Raw genomic sequence first — 18,752 nt, 5'->3', positions numbered from 1 at the left:
TCGTCCCGGCACCCCTTCGGCCCTCAGAGGCTGTCCGGGCTCCGGCTACCCGGGGAGCTTCCACTGCTGTTCGGCGGCTGTTCCACAGGTCCGGATCAGCAGATGCGCGCCGTCCGTGGCGCCGCCCTCGGCGTGCAGGCACAGCGCCGACTTGACGCTGCGCAGGGTGCCGTCGGACAGCGGGGTCCAGGACTGGGCCGGGGTGCCGTTGCACTGGTAGAGCTGGACGGCGGTGCCGTCGGCCGTCGAGCCGTTGCGGACGTCCATGCACTTGCCGTACGCGACCAGCGTGCCGTCGCCCGGCACGGTCCAGGTCTGGCCGGGGCTGCCGTCGCAGGCGGAGAGCTGCAGGGCGGTTCCGTCGGCCGAGGAACCGCCTTCGGGAGCGACGCACCTGCCGCCGATGCCGGTGATCGGGCCCGGCACGACGGGTGCCGGAAGGGCTGTGCGTACGATGTCGGCCAGCTGCACAGGGTCGCCCTCGGGCCGCACCGGGTAGCTCGTGCGCTCCAGGTTCCAGGCGTTGTCCCGCGCGAACCAGTCGATCGCGGCCGGCGGCTGCCCTGAGACCAGGGCCGCGTCCAGGGAGTCGAGGTACACCGCCCAGCGCTCGGCGTAGAAGTCGGAGACCAGTCCCGACCATTCGCGGTTCGCGTAGTCGCGCAGCCCGCCGGATTCGCTGCCGGACCGGTCGCCCCAGGTGGTGAGGATGGAGCGGGCGTCGAATTCCGCGGCGGCCCGCTCCGCGTCCGTACGCCCCCAGGACCTGGCGTCCTGCAGCCAGGGCCCCAGCATGAACCGGCTGTCGGAGGCCAGCAGCCGGTCCAACAGAGCAAGGTCCTGCTTCCACTCGGTGGCCCGCTGCCGGTACAGCGTGAGGTTCTTCCCCTCGTACGCCGCCCTGATCTGCGGCAGCAGCGTACGGCTGCGGTTGGCCAGGGCCTGCCGGCCCACATCCACCACATCGAAGCGGTACGCATCGGACTTCCGCAGCTCCGGGGCGACCTGCAGGAGCTCCGTGAGCGCCCGCTGCACCGTCGACGCGTCATACCGCATGGACGAAGGGCTCCAGCTGGCCGCGGTACCGGCGGTCAGTGAGGGGCGTGCAGTGAAGAGACTGTCCTGGGACTCGCTCCAGCTGCCGGACGGAGTGCTGTAGGGGCCGGTACGCAGCAGTTCCCAGGCCTTGGCGGCGTGCGGGTCGGCGCCGCCGTAGCGACGCTCCGCGTAGTCGGCGAACCAGGCCGTCCGGTCCACCGGGCCCGCGTGCCAGGCGAGTTCGGTGAACAGTTCATAGGCAACAGGGTTGCCGCCGGTCCCTTCCGGGAGGTAGGCGATCCCCCGGAGCGCGCTGTTCGGCTTGGTGCGCCACTCGTGGAACCGCGCGGTCCAGACGGCGGTGTTGGCGCCCATGGTGGTGTGCCCGCCGAAATTGGGGATGGTGCCGAAGGCGTAGGGGGTTCCGTGCCAGGCGGCTTCGCGGTCGAGGCCGTTGTAGCGGTCTGCCAGGCCGTCCACGATGAACAGCTTGCTCCGGTCGACCGCGTCGATGAGCTGAGTGGAGGGGTTGCTCTGCCAGCCGAGCAGGACCCAGGTGGCGCCCGGGTGCGCGGTCTGCAGGGCGTTCATGACGGCTCTGGCGGCGTCCCCGATGGGCACGTTGCCGGGCTTGCCACCCTCGTGCAGCAGATCCATCTTGTACAGGGTGGAGTCGCCGAACAGCGTGCGCTGGTGACGGTAGAACGCTTCGGCGACCTTGGGGTACATCTCGCTGCGCGGGTCCAGCCAGTCCGGCCGTTCGAAGCCGACCCAGCCGCCCTGCGGGACCACGGGGCCGGTGGGGTTCCGGTCCGTGAACCCGGGCGGGACCGTGCCGTAGTAGCCGGGCAGGACGGGGGTCATCCCGAGCCTGCGCAGCCGGTCGGCGATCTCGCGGCCGAGCTGTGCGCGCTGCGCCAGCAGCCGGTCCGTCACCGGCCCGCCGAAGCCGGACATGTTCTGCATCAGCCACCACGGCTGGTGCGCCGGGCCCGGTATCCAGGACTTCAGCTGCTCCTTCGTGTACCCGAACTCCTGGAAGGTGTCGTAGTACACGGCGTCCGCGCCCATCTGCACGAAGACCTCGTTGACGCCGTGCAGGGCCAGGACGTCGATCTGCTTCTCGTAAGAGGCCCAGTCGCGGTACGCGCCGGAGTAGCCGTCGTCCGTGTCGTTCAGGGCGAACCGGTGCGGCACCGAGGCGTCCTGGCGGATGGTCCCGGTGGGCGCGGGAAGCTTCTTCGGCAGCTTCGACGTGCTGTCACCGGGCCAGCCGATGTCCACCTTGGCCGTGTATTTCAGGTACCAGTTGACGCCGCTGAGCAGCACGGCGGGGCTGGTGCCCTGGATGCGCACCTTGCCGGTGGCGCCGGAGACGGTGAAGTAGTCGCCGGAGGCGGGACGGTTCACCGGCACGAGGTCGAACTGCGAGACATGGAGCGGCAGCAGGCGGGCCAGCGCCTCCTCGGCCGGTTCGGGGGCGAAGGCCGGCGTGCCACGAGAGGCCGACGCCGGCCCGGATTCCGCGGTGGCGACGGGGGCGGTCAGGACCGTGGCGACGACAGCGAGGGCGGCCGTGCAGGCGACGGCCCAGGATCTGAGGCTTCTCAAGGGTGACCTCGTCCGGTGAAGGGATACGGGAGTTGCCGGTCGGTCTTAGAGGGACCGGCAATTGGGGGGCGGCGTCGCGGGGCTGGGCACGCACATCTGCGGCGTTGTCGTCAATCACCATGGCTCCGCCATGCCTCAATCCTCCGCCTTGCAGCTGCACGTACCCAGCCCCGCTCCTTCTCCCACCCCCCAATTGCCGGTCCCTCTTAGTAACGGAGCATTCGTTAATATGAGTTGGGCGCCATGCGGCCGTCAAGAGGACGGACGGTCCGGGTTCCCGGCGTGCTGGATACAGTGCCGACAGCGCGGTCGGGCAAGGGAGTTGACGCATATGCCAGTCGGGAGAGCCGCGGCCACCGGTCCGCATGTCCTTCGCCGGATGAACGTCGCCGCGGTCCTGGCCGCACTGCGGGAGGGCGACGCGCCGACCGCCCGCGTCACCGACCTCGCCTCGCTCACCGGCCTTTCGCGGCCCGCGGTGACGAGGGCGCTGACCGAGCTGAAGAACCGCGGCCTGGTGGAGTTCACCGCGGCCACCGGGTCCCCGCAGCTCGGCCGGCCGGCCCAGTACGCCAGGTTCCGCGCCGAGTCGGGGTACGTCGCCGGAGTCGACATCGGCCCCCACAAGGTGCTGGTGATGATCGCGGACCTGGCGGGCCAGGTGCTGGCCTCCCATCGCGCGACCGTGGACCGGGGTGCGGCCGGGCCCCAGCTCTTCGCCACGGTGCGGACCGCGCTGACCGCGGCAGCGGCCGAGGCCGGGGTACCGCTGTCGGACCTGTGGGCCGTGAGTGCGGGCACCCCTGGCATCGTCGACCGCGAACGCGGCGAGGTGCTGCTGGCCCCCAGCATCCCCGACTGGGCCGGGCTGCCGGCCGTGTCGCTGCTGCGCGACCGGCTGCACTGCCCGGTGACCATCGACAACGACGTGAATCTCGCCGTGCTCGCGGAACGCCGGCGCGGCGCGGCGGCCGATGCGGGCGCCGACGCAGGTGCGCGTGCGGGCACCGACTGCCTGGTCTTCGTCCAGTGGGGCCGCCGGATCGGCACCGGCATCGTCATCAACGGCAGGCCCTACCGGGGCAATTCGGCCGCCGCCGGCGAGCTGGGCTTCATCGACCTGGTGCGCGAACCGGACGCCCCTGCGGGTCCGCGTCCGGCCGACGGCATGGGACCGTTCGAGCAGCTCGTCGGCGCCGAGGCGATTCACCGGCTGGCCCTGGAGGCGGGTGTGCCGGTCGGTGCCGCCCACGACATCGCACCGCTCTTCACGGCGGCCCGGGCGGGCGACCCGGCGGCCGTCGACGTGGTGGACCGGGTGGCCGCCCGCTTCGCCCGAGGACTGGCCGCACTGGTGCTGGTGCTCGATCCCGGCCGGATCGTCATCGGCGGCGGGGTGTCACGGGCCGGGGACGTCCTCCTTGACCCCGTGCGCAGGCATCTGCGGTCGCACACCCTGGTACCGGTCGTCGTGGACGCCTCGGTGTCGGGCGAGCGGGCGGTCGCCCTGGGCGCGGTGCGCCGTGCCCTCGACGTCGCCGAGGAACGCGTGACGGCGGCGTACCAGGGCCTCGGCTGACCAAGGCCTCGGCCGGCAACCGCCCACCGGGCCGACCCCCTGGTGAAGCAGGGCCGGGTGCGGCCCGGTCAGCGCTTGCTGCCCACCGCCTCGCCGGTCTCCTCCCGCACGTGTTCCGCGGACGTCGTGCCGTCCGCCCCGTCCGGCGGCCCCGCCACGGGCTGCAGTCTCCGCGGCCCCGCCAGGACGTACGTCAGCAGGAATCCGGTCCCGATGACCAGCGCCCCGCCCACCGCGTCGAGTACCCAGTGGTTGGCCGTGGCGACGATCGCGGAGACCGTGAACAGCGGGTGCAGCAGCCCGAGCGCCTTCATCCACGCCTTCGGGGCCAGCATCACGATCATGATGCCGCACCAGAGCGACCAGCCGAAGTGCAGCGAGGGCATCGCCGCGTACTGGTTGGTCATCGCGGTCAGCGTCCCGTAGTCGGGCTTCGCGAAGTCCTGGACGCCGTGGACCGTGTCGATGAAGCCGAGCCCCGGCATCAGCCGCGGCGGGGCCAGCGGGTAGAGCCAGAAGCCGAGCAGTGCGACCAGGGTGGCGAAGCCGAGGGTGGAGCGGGCCCAGCGGTAGTCCGCGGGGCGGCGTACGTACAGCACACCCAGGATCGTCAGCGGCACGATGAAGTGGAACGTCGAATAGTAGTAGTCGAAGAAGTCCTGCAGCCAGCCGATGTGGACGACCGTGTGGTTGGCCCAGTGCTCGATGTCGATGTGCAGCCACTGTTCGAGCGAGTGGATCTGCCGTCCGTGCTCCTCGGCGGTGGCGCGGCCGGCCGTGGCCGCGAGCCTGACCTGCGCGTATGCGGAGTAGACCACCCGGATCAGCAGAAGTTCGAGCAGCAGATTGGGGCGGCTGAGCACCCTCCGCCAGAACGGCAGCAACGGTACGCGGCTCCAGCGGGCCGGGACCGGGGCGGCGTAGTCCGTGGGGACCGGGTGCTGCCAGTACGGTGAGGTGCGCGGCAGGAACGGTGCGGCGCAGGCCGCGGCGAGCGCCGCCAGGAGCAGCACGTTGTCCCGTACCGGGTGGGCGACCGGGATGTTCGGCAGCAGTGTCTTCCCGGGCAGGGTGAGCACGAGCACCACAATGGCCGGCCACACCAGCCGTTCGGAGGCGCGGGTACCGGCCCGGCCGACGACGGCGAGGAGCACCCACAGCAGCTGATGCTGCCAGGCGGTCGGCGAGACCGCGACGGCGACGCAGCCGGTCACGGAGACGGCGAGGAGCAGTTGGCCGTCCCGCGCGTAGCGTATGGCGCGGCGCAGCCCGACGTAGCAGACGGCGGCGGCCAGCAGCAGGAACAGCACGATCTCGAGCGGGCCCGCAAGGCCGAAGCGAAGCAGCGCGCCGTGCAGGGACTGGTTGGCGAGGCTGTCCGCACCGTCTCCGAGCCCGGCGCCCGCGACATGGTGCACCCAGTACGTGAAGGAGTCGTGCGGCATCGCGGCCCAGGCCAGGGCGGTGCACGCGGCGAACGCGCCGCCGCCCGTCACGGCGGCCCGACGGCGTCCGGTGAGCCAGAGCAGGGCGGCGAAGAGCAGCATGGTCGGCTGGAGCGCGGCGGCGATCCCGATCAGTACGCCGGATGCCCGTTCCCCGCGGGCCACGAAGCAGCCCAGAAGCACCAGCAGGACCGGCAGAATGCTGGTCTGGCCGAGGTGGAAAGCGTTACGGACCGGCAGGGACAGCATGAGCAGGCTGATCGCGACGGGGGCGGCCAGCAGCGAGGTGCGGCGGGAGACGGGTCCCGGCAGGGCTCGGGCCGCGACGATGCCGAGGACGGCGACCAGCAGCAGCGAACCGAAGGTCCAGGCGACGCCGAGGCTCTGTTCGGCCGTGCGGGTCAGTGGCTTCAGCACCAGTCCGGCGAAGGGGGTGCCGGTGAACCGGTCGCTGTCGTACAGCGACCCCGCCACATGCAGTACGCCGTTCTCGCCGATCCAGGTCTCCAGGTCGGTGAGCCGTTCACCGGGTGGCTGCCGCAGCACCACCGCCATCTGCCGTCCCGCCAGCACTGCGACAACCAGCCAGAGCACAGCCCGGGCAGCCCCGGTCCTCGCCCCCGTCACCGCGTTTCCGCGCACACTGTGCTCCGCATTCGCCACGCTGCGCCGACCCTCCCACTGTTCATCCGCCGTCCCTCGACCCGGGACGCGCTGTGAAACCTTCGCATTGCGCTATGAGGTAGACACAATCAACCCCCTCTTCGCCTGACTGTCATCCCGCTTTTGTTCGAGAGAACGCAAGAGAGCGTGGTCGGGCCCGGACACACAGTGGCCGGAACCGGGCCGCTCGCTCCGACGTCTGTCCCCCTGATCGGCTGATCGGTTGATCGGGCGGTCGCGGCGGGGCACGACGGACACCCCCGGGTCGCCGCCCGGAGCACATCGGTCCGCACCAGTTCGCGCGCGAGGTCGGTCACGGCGTAGCCCTCCCCCGAAACCGTTCGGCTCTCCGGTCATGCGCAGGTCACAATGGCGCACATGACGTGGATCGTGACCCCCGAACGCTTCGACTCTCCCGACGCGAGCGCCCTGCGCCGTGACTACTACGACGAGGTCGCCAGCCGCTACTGGCAGCGGCCCGCGACCGCGGAGGAGATCGACGAGGGACTTTCCGGCGACGGCGCCGACCTGCTCACGGGGCCGACCGGCGCGTTCGTCGTCGGCAGATTCGACGGGAAACCCGCGTCCTGTGCCGGGCTGCTGGTGGTGGACGCGGACACCGCGGAACTCACCCGCGTCTTCGTGCGCCCCGAGTTCCGCGGCACGGGCGGCGGCGGGTTGCTGCTGGCGGCCGTCGAGAGTGCGGCGCGCGCCTTCGGCGTAGGGCAGATCCGGCTGGACACCCGCAACGACCTGGTGGAGGCACGCGGGCTGTACGCCAAGCACGGCTACCGGGAGGTGCCCGCGTTCCATCGGCGGCAGTACGCGGAGCACTGGTTCGCCAAGGAGCTGTGACCCGGGCACTGTGACCGGGAGCTGTCGCCGGGCGGCCGGGGTCCGGCCGGGGATCCCCGGGCCCGGGTCAGAGTGCGTGGTCCCGCCTCGGCTCCGGACAGCGCGGCTGTTCCCTGCTCGATCCGGTCGTCTCGGCGGTCAGCTCCGCGACAAGTCCGACCAGGTCGGTCGGCCGCTCCGGCCCCCACCAGTCGCCCAACAGCTCGGCCAGCAACTCCTCGCGCGCTTCCGCCAGCTTCACCACGGCCTCCGAACCGCGGTCGGTGAGCACCAACTGCACCCCTTCGCGCCGGGCCAGACCGCGCTCCTCCAGCTGTCGCACCGCATCGTTGATCACGCGCACCGGTACAGGGGTGGCGTCGGCGAGCAGCGCGGGTTCGACGGCGCCGTGCCGCTTGATGCGCAGCAGCATCCAGCTGGCCGCGGGCAGCAGGTCGTACCCCGCACGCTCGGTGATCCTCACATAGACGTCGCGGCGCCCCTCGCGGGTGGCGAGCACCGACAGGGCGCGTGCGCATTCGTCGTACGAGGAACGCTCGACCGGGTTCGAGGCCAGGGTCTCCGTGCTGTCGGGAGCCGTCACCGAGCCGCGCAGCCTGTCCTCCTTGAGGAACCAGGCGAAGACGAAGGCGACCAGGACGACGGGCGCTGCGTACAGGAAGACGTCGGTGATCGAGGTCGAGTACGCGTGGATCACCGGGGCCCGCAGCGCGGGCGGCAGTTGGGGGATGGCGCGCGGGTCGGCGGCCAGTCGCCCGGCATCGATGCCCGGTGGCAGCGTGACGCCCGAGAGGGCCGTGCCGAGTTTGCCGGTGAGCCGGTTGGTGAAGATCGTGCCGAAGACGGCGACACCGAACGAGGCACCGATGGAGCGGAAGAACGTGGCCCCGGAGGTCGCGACGCCGAGGTCCTCGTACGTGACGGCGTTCTGCGCGACCAGCACGAGGACCTGCATCACCAGACCGAGCCCGGCACCGAAGACGAAGAAGTAGGCGCTCATCTGCCAGGTGCTGCTGTACTCCGTGAGCCGGTGCAGGAGCTGCAGGCCGATCGCGGTGATGCCGGTACCGAGGATCGGGAAGACCTTCCACCGGCCCGTACGGCTGACGATCTGACCGGATATGGTCGAGGTGAGGAGAAGGCCGAGCACCATCGGCAGCATGTGCACACCGGACAGGGTCGGCGAGATGTTGTGCACGACTTGGAGGAACGTCGGCAGATACGTCATCGCTCCGAACATCGCGAATCCGATGACGAAGCTGATCACGGCGACGAGGCTGAAGGTCCGGATCCGGAACAGCTTCAGCGGCAGTACGGGTTCGGCGGCGCGCCGCTCGACGTACACGAAGGCGATCAGCAGCACCACGCTGACGACGGCGAGTCCGATGATCTGCACCGAGCCCCAGGCCCAGGTCGATCCGCCCAGCGAGGCGACGAGAACCAGGCAGGTGGCGACGGAGGCGATGAGGAAGGTGCCCAGGTAGTCGATGGTGTGCTTGGCCTGACGGACCGGGATGTGCAGCACTGCGGCGATGACGAGCAGGGCCACGACGCCGATCGGCAGGTTGATGTAGAACACCCAGCGCCAGCTGAGGTGTTCGGTGAAGAGGCCGCCGAGCAGCGGTCCGAGAATGCTCGTCATACCGAAGACCGCGCCGAACAGCCCCTGGTACTTACCGCGTTCGCGCGGGGCGACGATGTCACCGACGATCGCCATCGAGAGCACCATCAGGCCGCCGCCGCCGAGGCCCTGGAGACCACGGAAGGCGATCAGTTGCGGCATGTTCTGGGCCATGCCGCAGAGCGCGGAGCCGATGAGAAAGATGACGATGGCGATCTGGAAGAGCTTCTTGCGGCCGTACTGGTCGCCGAGCTTGCCCCAGAGCGGGGTCGCGGCGGTCGACGCGAGCAGATAGGCGGTGACCACCCAGGACAGATGCTCCAGGCCGCCGAGTTCGCTGACGATGGTCGGCAGGGCGGTGGAGACGATGGTCTGGTCGAGTGCGGCAAGCAGCATGCCGAGGAGCAGGGCACCGATGGCGACCAGGACCGTCCGCTGGGAACGGCCTTCGCCAGGGGCCAGGGCCGGGGGGTTCAGCTGGTGGGCCATGAACATCTCCTCGGTTCCGCTACATCCCATCCTGGCCGTTGTGGACGGTTATGGCCTGTTGGGGCATCACCGCGGCGGACTGCATAATCGCAGGCAGTTCAAGGGGAGGGGCCCACAATGACCGGACATGTCTGCCCGGAATGCGGCACGGACGACAGAGCGACGGATGCATGGGACGGGGGACCGCACGGCAGACCTGGCGCGGGGCCCCGGTGCGGGTGCGCGGAGCGTGCGGCACGGCGCGCGGCCGAGCGGGCGGAGACCGCGGCGGCGGAGGACTTCGATCCCCTGCGGATCCGGCCGTACGTGACGCTGGGGGGCGACGAGGCGCCCGCGGACGCCGCCCCGGCGGACGCCGCCATGACGGACGCCGCCATGACGATGCCGCTCTTCCTCGACCGGGCGGCGCCCGAGGATCCGCCGCCTCTGTCGCCTCCGCCGCCTCTGTCGCAGGAGAGTGCCGGGGCGGATGATCCCCGTACGGACGCCATGGCCGTGGACCTGGGCCTGGTGGACCCGGTGCGGCCACGCCGCCAACGGCCGTTCGCGGTGCTCGCGGTCGGCGCGGCCGCGGTCGGCGTGGTGGGCATCGCGGCGTTCGCCGGCGGCCTGTTCGGCGGGGACGGGAACGGGGACTCCGAGCACGACCGGACGCTCCCGAGTGCCCACGTGTCGAGCATCCCCGATGCGCCCCTTTCACCGGACGCATCGCCGTCGGCGTCCGCGTCCGCCTCCGTGTCCTCCTCCCCGTCGGCCTCGGCATTGCCGTCCGCATCCGCCTCCGCGTCGGCGAGCACCTCGCTCTCCCCCTCCGCATCCGCTGCCTCTTCGCGCCCACCCGCCCCGTCGGCATCGGCGACGGTCTCGCAGCCCACCGGGACCTCGACGGACCCGTCGCTCGGGAAGCCGCAGGGCCGCACGCTGCAGCGCGGCGACCACGGCACCGAGGTGGCCGAGCTGCAACGGCGGCTGCAGGAGGTGTCGCTCTACCAGGGACCCGACAACGGCAACTACACGGACCGGGTCGAGAACGCCGTACGCGCCTACCAGTCGTACAAGTCCGTCGAGGGCGACCCGCCGGGCGTCTACGGCCCGAGCACCCGGAGCGCACTGGAGGCGGAGACGACGGGCCGCGGCCAGTCCTGAGGAGGCGGCCGGCCCCGGGAGCCGGCCCTCTCCTCCCGTATTCGGAAAGGGATTCGCTTTCCCGGGCAGGTTTTTGTACCGTGGTGGAACAAAGCGGTCCTCGCCCGCACCCCCTGACCGGCGGGCGGGACCGCTTGTTCTCTTCGCCCCACGCTGCCCTCCTCCCCCGCGCCCTGGAGCCCGCCGATGCCGGCCACCGTCCTCACCGCACGTGCCCTCCTGCTCGACATGGACGGCACACTCGTGAACTCCGACGCGGTGGTGGAGCGCTGCTGGCGGCGCTGGGCGCTGCGGGAGGGGCTGGACCCCGAGGCCGCACTCAAGGTGGTCCACGGGCGGCAGGGGTACGCCACCATGGCGGTACTCCTGCCCGACCGGCCGATGGAGCAGAACTACGCCGACAACCGGGTCATGCTCGCCGAGGAGACCGCCGACACCGACGGCGTGGTCCCGATCGGCGGCGCCCCGGCGTTCATGAACGCGATCGCCACGCTCCCGCACGCCCTGGTGACCTCGGCCGACGAGGCGCTCGCTCAGGCCCGGATGACGGCGGCCGGACTGCGGATGCCGAGCACCCGCGTCACGGCGGAATGCGTCGGCGCCAGCAAGCCCGATCCCGAGGGCTTCCTCAAGGGGGCGGCCGAACTGGGCTTCGCCCCGGCCGACTGCATCGTCTTCGAGGACTCGGAGGCAGGTATCGCGGCAGGCCGGGCGGCCGGGATGCGCGTCGTGGGCGTGGGCCCGCGCGCCGCGGCACTGGCGCCGGATGCACACGTCGGGGATCTGACGCAGATCCGGGTGGAGGCGTCGGCCGACGGCTCGATCCGTCTGCACATCCGCGCCCTCTGACCCGGGAAAGCCTCCCGGGGTTCAGACCGACCTGCAATTGGGGGGCGGCATCACGGGGCTGGGGCACGCACCTCGCGGCGTTGTCGTCCATCACCATGTTCCCCGAGCTCTCGGCTTCGCTCGAGCAGGGGAGGCCCCATTCGCCATGGCTCAATCCTCCGCCTTGCGATGCACGCACCCCAGCCCCGCTCCTTCACCCACCCCCCCATTGCCGGCCGGTCTCAGTCGCGGCGCAGCCGCCCCCGCGCCACCAGTTCCAGCACCGTGGCAACAGCCACCGCCTGTACGGCCATCAGCGCCACCAGTACGAACAGTTGCACGGCCCCCGCCTGAACCGGTGAGGCGCCGCCCAGCAGCATGCCCACGAACGCCCCTGGCAGCGTGACGAGCCCCACCGTCCGCGTCTGGTCCAGCCCCGGCAGCAGCGCGTCCGACGCTGCGGGCCGGGCGATCTCAAGCCGGGCATCGCGGTCGAGCAGCCCGAGCGCCATTCCCGCCTCCACCTCCCCGCGCCGCGTGGTCAGTTCGTCCAGCGCCCGTCGTCCGCCGAGTACGGTCGCAGTGAGCGCACCCCCGATGAGAATGCCCGTCACCGGGATCAGCGCGATGCCCCGGACCGGCAGGAGCCCGGTGAGCAGCAGCAGGGCGACCACCGGCGCGACCCCCGCGGCGATCGGCACAGCCGCCCACCACCAGGTGCGGTTCCTGGTGATCCGACGTCCGGCGGTCCGCACCGCCACGGCGTACATCAGCGCCACGAAGCAGAGCAGCGGCGGCAGCGAGCGGACCACCCAGCCGATGAGCACGGAGACGGCGGCGAGCTGGACCGCGGCGCGCAGCCCTGCGAGGACGATCTCGCGCGACCGGCCGAGCGAGGCCCAGGCGGCGACGGCGGCGGCCGCAGCGAGCAGCACGGCGAGGACGATGCCGAGCGTGAGGTTGACCGGAAGCAGCACGCGGCAACCATAAGTCCGGCCCGCCCCGGCATTCGCAACCTGTCGACGTCAGCCCCCGGTCCCTCTTATATGCCTCGCGTACGGGCCCGGGCGCCCCCATGGGCCGCGAACATCCGCGCACGCCCGCACATTTCCTTCCGTACGGCCTCGCACCGCAGACCGGTCCGCCCCAGCCCTTGATGTGACATGCCCATGTCGCCACCCTGTTACCTGGCGCCCACCTCACAGAAACCTGGCGCCGCCACGATGGCCGGGCTCCACCGGTCGCCCGTCCAAGGTCCCCCCGCATCAAGGGAGTTCGCATGTCAGGTATCTACGCGCGTCGCATAGGTGTGGTCGTCGCATCCGCCGCACTTGCCGCAACCACGGGGCTGCTCACCGCACCCACCGCCCAGGCAGCCATGCCCACCCCGGTCAGTGCCTCCACCGCCCGCACCTACCTGAGCCAGCTGACGGTGTCGGCGGAAGGCTCGTCGACCGGCTACAGCCGGGACAAGTTCCCGCACTGGATCACCCAGTCGGGCACCTGCAACACCCGCGAGGTCGTCCTGAAGCGCGACGGCACGAACGTGGTCCAGGACTCCGCCTGCGCTGCCGTCAGCGGCAGTTGGTACTCGGAGTACGACGGGGTCACCTGGAAGGCGGCCTCCGACCTGGACATCGACCACATGGTCCCGCTTGCCGAGGCCTGGCGCTCCGGCGCGAGCAGCTGGACCACCGCCCAACGCCAGGCGTTCGCCAACGATCTGACGCGCCCGCAGCTCATCGCGGTCACGGACAACGTCAACCAGTCCAAGAGCGACCAGGACCCGGCGACGTGGCTGCCGTCGCGTACCGCGTACCAGTGCACGTACGTGCGCGCCTGGGTGCATGTGAAGCACTACTACAACCTGACCGTCGACTCCGCGGAGAAGAGCGCGCTCCAGTCGGTCCTCAACGGCTGCTGACGCCGGAACCGCCCGACCCCTCTCCGTCGTTCCGTACGGTACGGAGCCGCCCGTACCGTACGGGGCCGTGGGCTCCGTCCGTGCGGGACGACGCGAGGAGGGCATCTCATGGCCGGGCTGCGCCTGGGACCACTGCTGCGATACGTCGACTGGGAGACGGGCTCCACCGCGACCGTCTGGGTGGAGGCCGACCGGCCCACCACGGCCGAAGTCCGTTGCGCGAACGGCGCGTCCGGCTCGTCCCGGACGTTCGCGATCGCCGGTCACCACTACGCGCTGGTGGTGGTGACCGGTCTGATCCCGGACTCGACCACCGCGTACGAGGTGCTGCTCGACGGCCGCCGGGTCTGGCCGCTCGAGGACTCCGGCTTCCCCGGGAGCACGATCACCACGCCGCCGGCATCGGCCGATGACACCGGGGATCGGCCCGTCCGGATCTCCTTCGGGTCCTGCCGCTGGGCGGCTCCCCCCTCCGGCGAGCCCGACACCGCCGGCCCCGACGCCCTGGACGCCCTCGCCGCCCGGCTCGCCGCCGACCCCGGTGCCGTACGCCCCGACGTACTGCTCCTGCTCGGCGACCAGGTGTACGCCGACGAGACGTCGAAGGCGACCCGCCGCCGCCTCGCCGCACGCCGGGACCTGAACGAACCACCGGGCGCCGAGGTCGCGGACTACGAGGAGTACACCTGCCTCTACGACGAGTCCTGGCGCGACCCCGAGGTGCGCTGGCTGCTCTCGACCGTCCCCAGCTGCATGATCTTCGACGACCACGACGTCGTGGACGACTGGAACACCAGCGCCGCCTGGCTCGCCGATGTCCGGGCAACCCCCTGGTGGCACGAGCGGATCGTCAGCGGGCTGGCCTCGTACTGGGTCTACCAGCACCTCGGCAATCTCTCCCCCACCGCCCTGGCCGCAGACCCGCTCTACGCCGAGGTGCGTGCCGTCCCGGACGGCACGGAGCCACTGCGCCGTTTCGCCGCCGAGGCGGACGCCGAACCCGCCGGTACACGGTGGAGCTACTGTCGTGTTTTCGGCCGCGTACGGCTGCTGATGGTGGACACCCGCGCGGCTCGCGTTCTCGACGAGGAGCGGCGGTCGATGCTCGACGCCGAGGAGGCGCGCTGGGTGCGCGAGGAGGCACTCGCCGACCCCGGCTCGTACGACCACCTCCTGATCGGTACGTCGTTGCCGTGGCTGCTTCCGCCGCTCGTCCATGACGCGGAGGAGTGGGACGCCGCGCTGTGCCGCGGTGAGCGGGGTGGGCCCGGCGGGCGCTGGGCGCGGTTCGGCGAGAATCTGCGCCGCCGCTCCGACCTGGAACATTGGGCGGCGTTCCCCGCCTCGTTCCGCCGGCTGACCGAGCTGATCCGGGAGGCGGGGAGCGGCCCGGACGCTCCGGCGACGGTGTGCGTACTGTCGGGCGATGTGCACCACGCGTACATCGCGGAGCCCTCATGGCCGGCCGACGCGCCGGGAGGTGCGCCCGGGGCGCGCATCCTGCAGCTGACCTGCTCTCCCGTGCACAACTCGATACCCGGTGCGCTCAAGGCGGGATTCCGTTTCGGCTGGAGCCGGGCGGGACGGCGGCTGGGGCGAGCACTGGCGCGGCACGGACGGACGGGTCCGTCACCGATCCAGTGGCGGAAGACCGGCGGACCGTGGTTCGGCAATCAGTTGATGACCCTCACCCTGCGTGGCCGGAAAGCTGCCCTGACATTGGTTCAGGCCAATGAGAACAGTGCAGGTGCGCAGCTGGAGACGGTGCTGGACCAGAACCTGACCACCGACGCGTAGGCATGGGCCGGGCGCCACTCCCCCACGGTGCAGATGTGACGCGTGAGGTACACAACATCCTCCGGACTTCGATGATGTTCAGGTAAACGGCAGGCGTACGCTGTACAGCCTGCCCTGCCGCTCCTGCCGCTCCCCTGCGACGTCGCGGCGTTGAAACGAATCGGGGAGTAGAAGGTGCTTGAGAGTGTGGGTGCGCTGACCGGCAGCCCATGGATCTATGCCGTGGTCGCCCTCTCGGTGCTCCTGGACGTCTTCCTGCCCGTTCTCCCCAGCGGGGTCCTGGTGATCACCGCTGCGACAGCCGCCGCCGCTGGCTCGACCACGGTCGTGGGCACGGCAGGCAGCCCCGGAGATGTCCCCCAGGTGCCGTCGCTCCTCGCCCTGATCCTGAGCGCGGCCACCGCCTCGGTGCTCGGCGACCTCGTCGCGTACCGGCTGGCCTGGCGCGGCGGCGACCGCCTGGACCGCGCGATTGCCCGCTCCCGTCGCCTCACCACCGCGCAGGAACGCCTCGGCGCGGCTCTGGGCCGCGGCGGCGGCATCCTCGTCGTCATCGCCCGCTTCGCCCCGGCCGGCCGCTCGGTCGTCTCCCTGGGCGCGGGCGCCGCGCACCGCAGGGTGAAGGAATTCCTGCCCTGGTCGGCGCTGGCCGGTGTGGCCTGGGCGGGCTACAGCGTGGGCCTCGGCTACTTCGGCGGCCAGTGGCTGGGCACGACATGGCTGGGTACGGCGGTCTCGGTCCTGGCCCTGTTCGTGGCAGGCGCCCTTGCCGCGTACCTCATGCGCCGCCCCGGAGCGGTCGCCGCGACGGCTTCCGCTCCAGCACCCGCTTCGGCTTCTACGGCGTCCTGACGGCCGCCCCCCGCACCTCAAGACCGTCCATCAGTCTGGCGGTCGCTGCGGCGATCTCGTCCACGGCCCGGTCGAACACCTCCTGGTTGTGCGCGGCCGGAGCCCGGAAGCCGGACACCTTGCGCACGAACTGCAGGGCGGCCGCCCGGATGTCCTCCTCGGTGGCCTCCTCGGGGATGGCGGGCGGGCGAAGGGTCTTGATGCTGCGGCACATGACTCCAGTGTGGACCGCCCCACTGACAACGGGCCGGAACACCCGGGTCAGCTCAGTTCGATGGCGGGGAGCTCATAACTGCCGTCGATGATCGCGCGCCCCGGCATGCGGAACTTGAGCACGGGCCGGAACTCCCCGTCGGGCGCGGGCAGCCAGTTCGCCGCTGCGGCAGGGTCCGTGGGCGGCTCCTTGCTGATGTGGACCGTCAGCGACCCGTCGGCCCCGCGCACCAGCCCGGGGCTGCGGTCCCCGAGCGAGTGCCGGCCCGCCGGGTGTGCGACGGGGTGGTGGTCCGGCGCGTCGTACATGGTCACGGACCAGAACGCTTCCACCGGCGGCGGCTGCTCGAAGCGCATCACATAGGAGTGCGCACCACTCAGCGGATTGCCGTCGGCGTCGTGGGAGGTGTGGGCGCACACCGCTTCGTACCCGTGGCTCCCCCACAGAGCCACGTGCGCCGCCACCGCTCTGACCAGGTAGGACGCCTCCCGGTCGGCGATCTTCCACTCCGGGGAGTCGATCGTCCCCACCCCGAAGTGGTCGAGGTTGTAGTCGAAGAGATGCGGATCCATCTCCCATCCCCCGCCCGTCACCGTGCTCGGCCGGGCGACGGCCGCCTCGACCCGCTCCCTGCCCTGCGTCATCCCCTCGGTGAGTGCGCGTACGAGGGCGGAATCGGCGCAGACGTACGGCGAGGGCCCCTCCTCCAGCAGCCCCAGCGGCTGGAACCGGTCCTGGTACGCACAGTCGTCGGCGGCCGGTGGAAAGTCGGCCATCCACACCCTGAGCTGCTCGAAGAACCGCAGCTCCGCCGGTACGTCGGGGTCGGGCGCCGGCAGCCCCGTCCGGTGCGTACCGGGTTCGAGATACGTGATCGTGTACTGCTCCTGGAGCGCCCGCACCCGCGTCATGTCGTCCGGACCGTCGAGGACGTTGCGCCCGACGACAGAGACGACGGAGGTCGGCGCATCGATCACCCCGCGCAGCCCGCTGGGCTCCCTGCCCGACCAGCCCGGCGGCACAATGAGCCAGTCACCCGCGCCCGTGCCGGTGGCCCGACGCCCGACGTACGCGAAGTTGTTGGTCCAGGCGTCCACGAACTGCAGCACGTAGTAAGCCCCGTCGGTGTCCGGGACACGCAGCTGGATCGGCCCTCCGGACAGGTCCAGCTGGGCGATCGAATGAGCGGTGTCGTTGTCGACGGAGACGGCATGCGCATCGGGGCCGGCCCATGGCCCCGCGTGCGCGAAGTGGTTGAACGGGGTCGGCGCCAGCGGGCCGAAGCCCTCCTGCATCGATCTCTCGACCGTCAACAGGTCGACGACCAGCGGATACCCGTACACGTACGCCTCGGCGGCAAGAGCGACCAGGTCTTCCCCCTGCCCGTTCGGTTCGCCCATCACCTGCACGCCTTCCCTGCCACGGCCGCTCACGGTGAGCACCGCAGCAGCGAACAGCCCCGGATTGGCCGGAGCGGAACAACTGAACGAATCCGACCCTGCGCGGCGACCGCCCGCGCGACCACCCGGACGCACCCGTACGAGTGACGGCGTCGACGTGGCATCAGTCATGAAAACGGCCCTCCGATCGGTCACGACCGGGAGGCCGGAACAGCCCCTCACCTGACTCAGCAAAACTGTCGCGGCTCCGCCGGCACAACGGGGCGACCCGCGTCCTCACCCGCCCGACGGGTACCGCGTCACCTTTGTCACCTTGCACCTCGTACCCACGGGAGACTTGCCGAGCCCCTGCGCCTTCCGAGGATGCCTGGGCGTGAGGGGAAACAGTACGACCCGCCCGGAATACGCGACCCCGGCCTGCGAAGAGAATGCCAACGTGTCAGAGGCCGATGATGCGGACGTGGTCGCCGCAGAGTCTGATCATGTCGTCGGTGTCGGACGTCAGCAGCGCGACCGGCCTTGGCTGGCGCAGTGCCACTTCGGCCACGGTGGCGTCGATGGCGTACTTGTGGCCGTGCAGTCCGGCCTCCTCGAGGAGCTCTGCAGCGGCCTTCGCCGCTTGCTCCGTGACCGGTTCCACCTTGACTCGCGACAATGCCCAGTTGAGGCGAGGAAGGTCCGTACGCGCGTGGCTGACCTCCACGATGGTGTTTGCCCCGACGACAAGATCAGCCCCGGCGTCGTGGAACACCTTCAACATCGCGAGAAACGTGCGGTCCTGCATGATCCAGGCTGAGAGCCCTTCCGAGTCCAGGACGACGCTCTCGATGCGCTCACTCATACTGCGTCCGTGCGCTGAGTGGTACCGGCGGTGCCAAAGATCTTCGCTCGGGCTTCTGCCAGTTCCTCCTCGGTGAATCCGCCGTGCTCCTCTTCATGGCGTCGCAGGTCGTCGCCCAGCCTTTGCCGCCGCCGGCCGCAACGTCTGGGCCGAGATCAGCACCGCCGACCCCGCCCCGTGGACTCTGCGCCTGGCAACCGCCGCCGCTGCCTGGCACGACCACCGCACGGCCGCCTGAACCAGATCCGCCGCTCCGGCCACCTGAACGAGCTGATCCAGGCCGTTTCTTATGGATCATCTGGCTGACCATGCGAAGATGGCGGCGAGGTGGAGTCCGGCTAGGTAGATGGTCGCGGTCTCGTCCCAGCAGATGGCCAGGCCGCGCCACTCCTTGAGCTCGTTGATGCAACGCTTCCTCAGGATTTCCCGAAGCATGCAGACCAACAGAT

Annotated in this window: 15 protein-coding genes; 7 read left to right on the top strand and 8 right to left on the bottom strand. The window is 70.9% G+C overall.

The annotated features are described in order from the left end of the window. Positions 1 to 45 precede the first annotated feature (45 nt). On the bottom strand, positions 46 to 2,649 hold the full coding sequence (locus OH809_RS29730; RefSeq protein ID WP_406515875.1) for an alpha-N-acetylglucosaminidase TIM-barrel domain-containing protein: 2,604 nt from the start codon (positions 2,647 to 2,649) through the stop codon (positions 46 to 48). 331 nt (positions 2,650 to 2,980) lie between these two features. Here OH809_RS29730 and OH809_RS29725 point away from each other — a divergent pair, with 331 nt between their 5' ends. Then, positions 2,981 to 4,228, top strand: a complete 1,248-nt coding sequence (locus OH809_RS29725) for an ROK family transcriptional regulator (RefSeq protein WP_406419066.1) — start codon at positions 2,981 to 2,983, stop codon at positions 4,226 to 4,228. A gap of 68 nt (positions 4,229 to 4,296) precedes the next feature. On the opposite strand, the gene OH809_RS29720 is transcribed toward OH809_RS29725, so the two are convergent. Beyond that, positions 4,297 to 6,267: a bifunctional glycosyltransferase 87/phosphatase PAP2 family protein gene (locus OH809_RS29720; protein WP_406516295.1), complete on the bottom strand. Its 1,971-nt coding sequence runs from the start codon at positions 6,265 to 6,267 to the stop codon at positions 4,297 to 4,299. Between the two features lie 447 nt (positions 6,268 to 6,714). On the opposite strand from OH809_RS29720, the gene OH809_RS29715 reads away from it, so the two are divergent. After that, a complete protein-coding gene (locus tag OH809_RS29715) occupies positions 6,715 to 7,191 on the top strand; it encodes a GNAT family N-acetyltransferase (RefSeq protein ID WP_406515874.1) in 477 nt (158 codons plus the stop codon). A gap of 67 nt (positions 7,192 to 7,258) precedes the next feature. On the opposite strand, the gene OH809_RS29710 is transcribed toward OH809_RS29715, so the two are convergent. Further along, positions 7,259 to 9,301, bottom strand: coding sequence for an MFS transporter (locus OH809_RS29710; RefSeq protein WP_406515873.1), 2,043 nt, complete (start codon positions 9,299 to 9,301; stop codon positions 7,259 to 7,261). Positions 9,302 to 9,418: 117 nt separating this feature from the next. On the opposite strand from OH809_RS29710, the gene OH809_RS29705 reads away from it, so the two are divergent. Together OH809_RS29705 and OH809_RS29700 are read left to right on the top strand one after the other, a co-directional pair. After that, complete coding sequence (locus OH809_RS29705) at positions 9,419 to 10,447, top strand: peptidoglycan-binding protein (protein ID WP_406515872.1); 1,029 nt, start codon at positions 9,419 to 9,421, stop codon at positions 10,445 to 10,447. A gap of 186 nt (positions 10,448 to 10,633) precedes the next feature. Continuing rightward, entirely contained in the window at positions 10,634 to 11,296 is a 663-nt protein-coding gene (locus tag OH809_RS29700) for an HAD-IA family hydrolase (RefSeq protein ID WP_406419074.1), read from the top strand. A gap of 221 nt (positions 11,297 to 11,517) precedes the next feature. Here OH809_RS29700 and OH809_RS29695 read toward each other — a convergent pair whose 3' ends face one another. Continuing rightward, complete coding sequence (locus OH809_RS29695; protein ID WP_406419076.1) at positions 11,518 to 12,252, bottom strand: ABC transporter permease; 735 nt, start codon at positions 12,250 to 12,252, stop codon at positions 11,518 to 11,520. A gap of 302 nt (positions 12,253 to 12,554) precedes the next feature. On the opposite strand from OH809_RS29695, the gene OH809_RS29690 reads away from it, so the two are divergent. From OH809_RS29690 to OH809_RS29680, 3 genes are all read left to right on the top strand, one after another. After that, positions 12,555 to 13,199, top strand: a complete 645-nt coding sequence (locus OH809_RS29690; protein ID WP_406419077.1) for an HNH endonuclease family protein — start codon at positions 12,555 to 12,557, stop codon at positions 13,197 to 13,199. 108 nt (positions 13,200 to 13,307) lie between these two features. After that, on the top strand, positions 13,308 to 14,996 hold the full coding sequence (locus tag OH809_RS29685) for an alkaline phosphatase D family protein (RefSeq protein WP_406419078.1): 1,689 nt from the start codon (positions 13,308 to 13,310) through the stop codon (positions 14,994 to 14,996). 174 nt (positions 14,997 to 15,170) lie between these two features. Continuing rightward, positions 15,171 to 15,848, top strand: coding sequence for a DedA family protein (locus OH809_RS29680; protein WP_406515871.1), 678 nt, complete (start codon positions 15,171 to 15,173; stop codon positions 15,846 to 15,848). On the opposite strand, the gene OH809_RS29675 is transcribed toward OH809_RS29680, so the two are convergent. The 4 genes from OH809_RS29675 to OH809_RS29660 all read right to left on the bottom strand — a co-directional run bounded on the left by OH809_RS29675 (position 15,835) and on the right by OH809_RS29660 (position 18,738). Then, positions 15,835 to 16,062, bottom strand: coding sequence for a DUF2277 domain-containing protein (locus OH809_RS29675; RefSeq protein ID WP_266986097.1), 228 nt, complete (start codon positions 16,060 to 16,062; stop codon positions 15,835 to 15,837). The two genes, OH809_RS29680 and OH809_RS29675, sit on opposite strands and share 14 nt — an antisense overlap. Positions 16,063 to 16,109: 47 nt before the next feature. Next, on the bottom strand, positions 16,110 to 17,462 hold the full coding sequence (locus OH809_RS29670; RefSeq protein ID WP_406515870.1) for a DUF1254 domain-containing protein: 1,353 nt from the start codon (positions 17,460 to 17,462) through the stop codon (positions 16,110 to 16,112). Positions 17,463 to 17,901: 439 nt separating this feature from the next. Next, positions 17,902 to 18,303 (bottom strand): PIN domain-containing protein, encoded by a 402-nt coding sequence (locus tag OH809_RS29665; protein ID WP_406515869.1) that lies wholly within the window; start codon positions 18,301 to 18,303, stop codon positions 17,902 to 17,904. Positions 18,304 to 18,597: 294 nt separating this feature from the next. Continuing rightward, positions 18,598 to 18,738 (bottom strand): hypothetical protein, encoded by a 141-nt coding sequence (locus tag OH809_RS29660; RefSeq protein WP_406419085.1) that lies wholly within the window; start codon positions 18,736 to 18,738, stop codon positions 18,598 to 18,600. Between the last annotated feature and the right edge of the window lie 14 nt (positions 18,739 to 18,752).

It is taken from the genome of Streptomyces sp. NBC_00873 (assembly GCF_045207415.1).
Classification (GTDB): domain Bacteria; phylum Actinomycetota; class Actinomycetes; order Streptomycetales; family Streptomycetaceae; genus Streptomyces.
Note: the sequence above shows the minus strand (reverse complement) of the source record. Positions and strands in the feature narration are given on the sequence as shown.

Excerpts from the sequence above, each read along its gene's own strand:
- OH809_RS29710 (WP_406515873.1), bottom strand. The coding sequence starts at position 9,301 with ATGGCCCACCAGCTGAACCCCCCGGCCCTGGCCCCTGGCGAAGGCCGT.
- OH809_RS29705 (WP_406515872.1), top strand. The coding sequence starts at position 9,419 with ATGACCGGACATGTCTGCCCGGAATGCGGCACGGACGACAGAGCGACG.
- OH809_RS29690 (WP_406419077.1), top strand. The coding sequence starts at position 12,555 with ATGTCAGGTATCTACGCGCGTCGCATAGGTGTGGTCGTCGCATCCGCC.
- OH809_RS29725 (WP_406419066.1), top strand. The coding sequence starts at position 2,981 with ATGCCAGTCGGGAGAGCCGCGGCCACCGGTCCGCATGTCCTTCGCCGG.
- OH809_RS29660 (WP_406419085.1), bottom strand. The coding sequence starts at position 18,738 with ATGCTTCGGGAAATCCTGAGGAAGCGTTGCATCAACGAGCTCAAGGAG.
- OH809_RS29675 (WP_266986097.1), bottom strand. The coding sequence starts at position 16,062 with ATGTGCCGCAGCATCAAGACCCTTCGCCCGCCCGCCATCCCCGAGGAG.
- OH809_RS29670 (WP_406515870.1), bottom strand. The coding sequence starts at position 17,462 with ATGGGCGAACCGAACGGGCAGGGGGAAGACCTGGTCGCTCTTGCCGCC.
- OH809_RS29685 (WP_406419078.1), top strand. The coding sequence starts at position 13,308 with ATGGCCGGGCTGCGCCTGGGACCACTGCTGCGATACGTCGACTGGGAG.
- OH809_RS29715 (WP_406515874.1), top strand. The coding sequence starts at position 6,715 with ATGACGTGGATCGTGACCCCCGAACGCTTCGACTCTCCCGACGCGAGC.
- OH809_RS29700 (WP_406419074.1), top strand. The coding sequence starts at position 10,634 with ATGCCGGCCACCGTCCTCACCGCACGTGCCCTCCTGCTCGACATGGAC.
- OH809_RS29665 (WP_406515869.1), bottom strand. The coding sequence starts at position 18,303 with ATGAGTGAGCGCATCGAGAGCGTCGTCCTGGACTCGGAAGGGCTCTCA.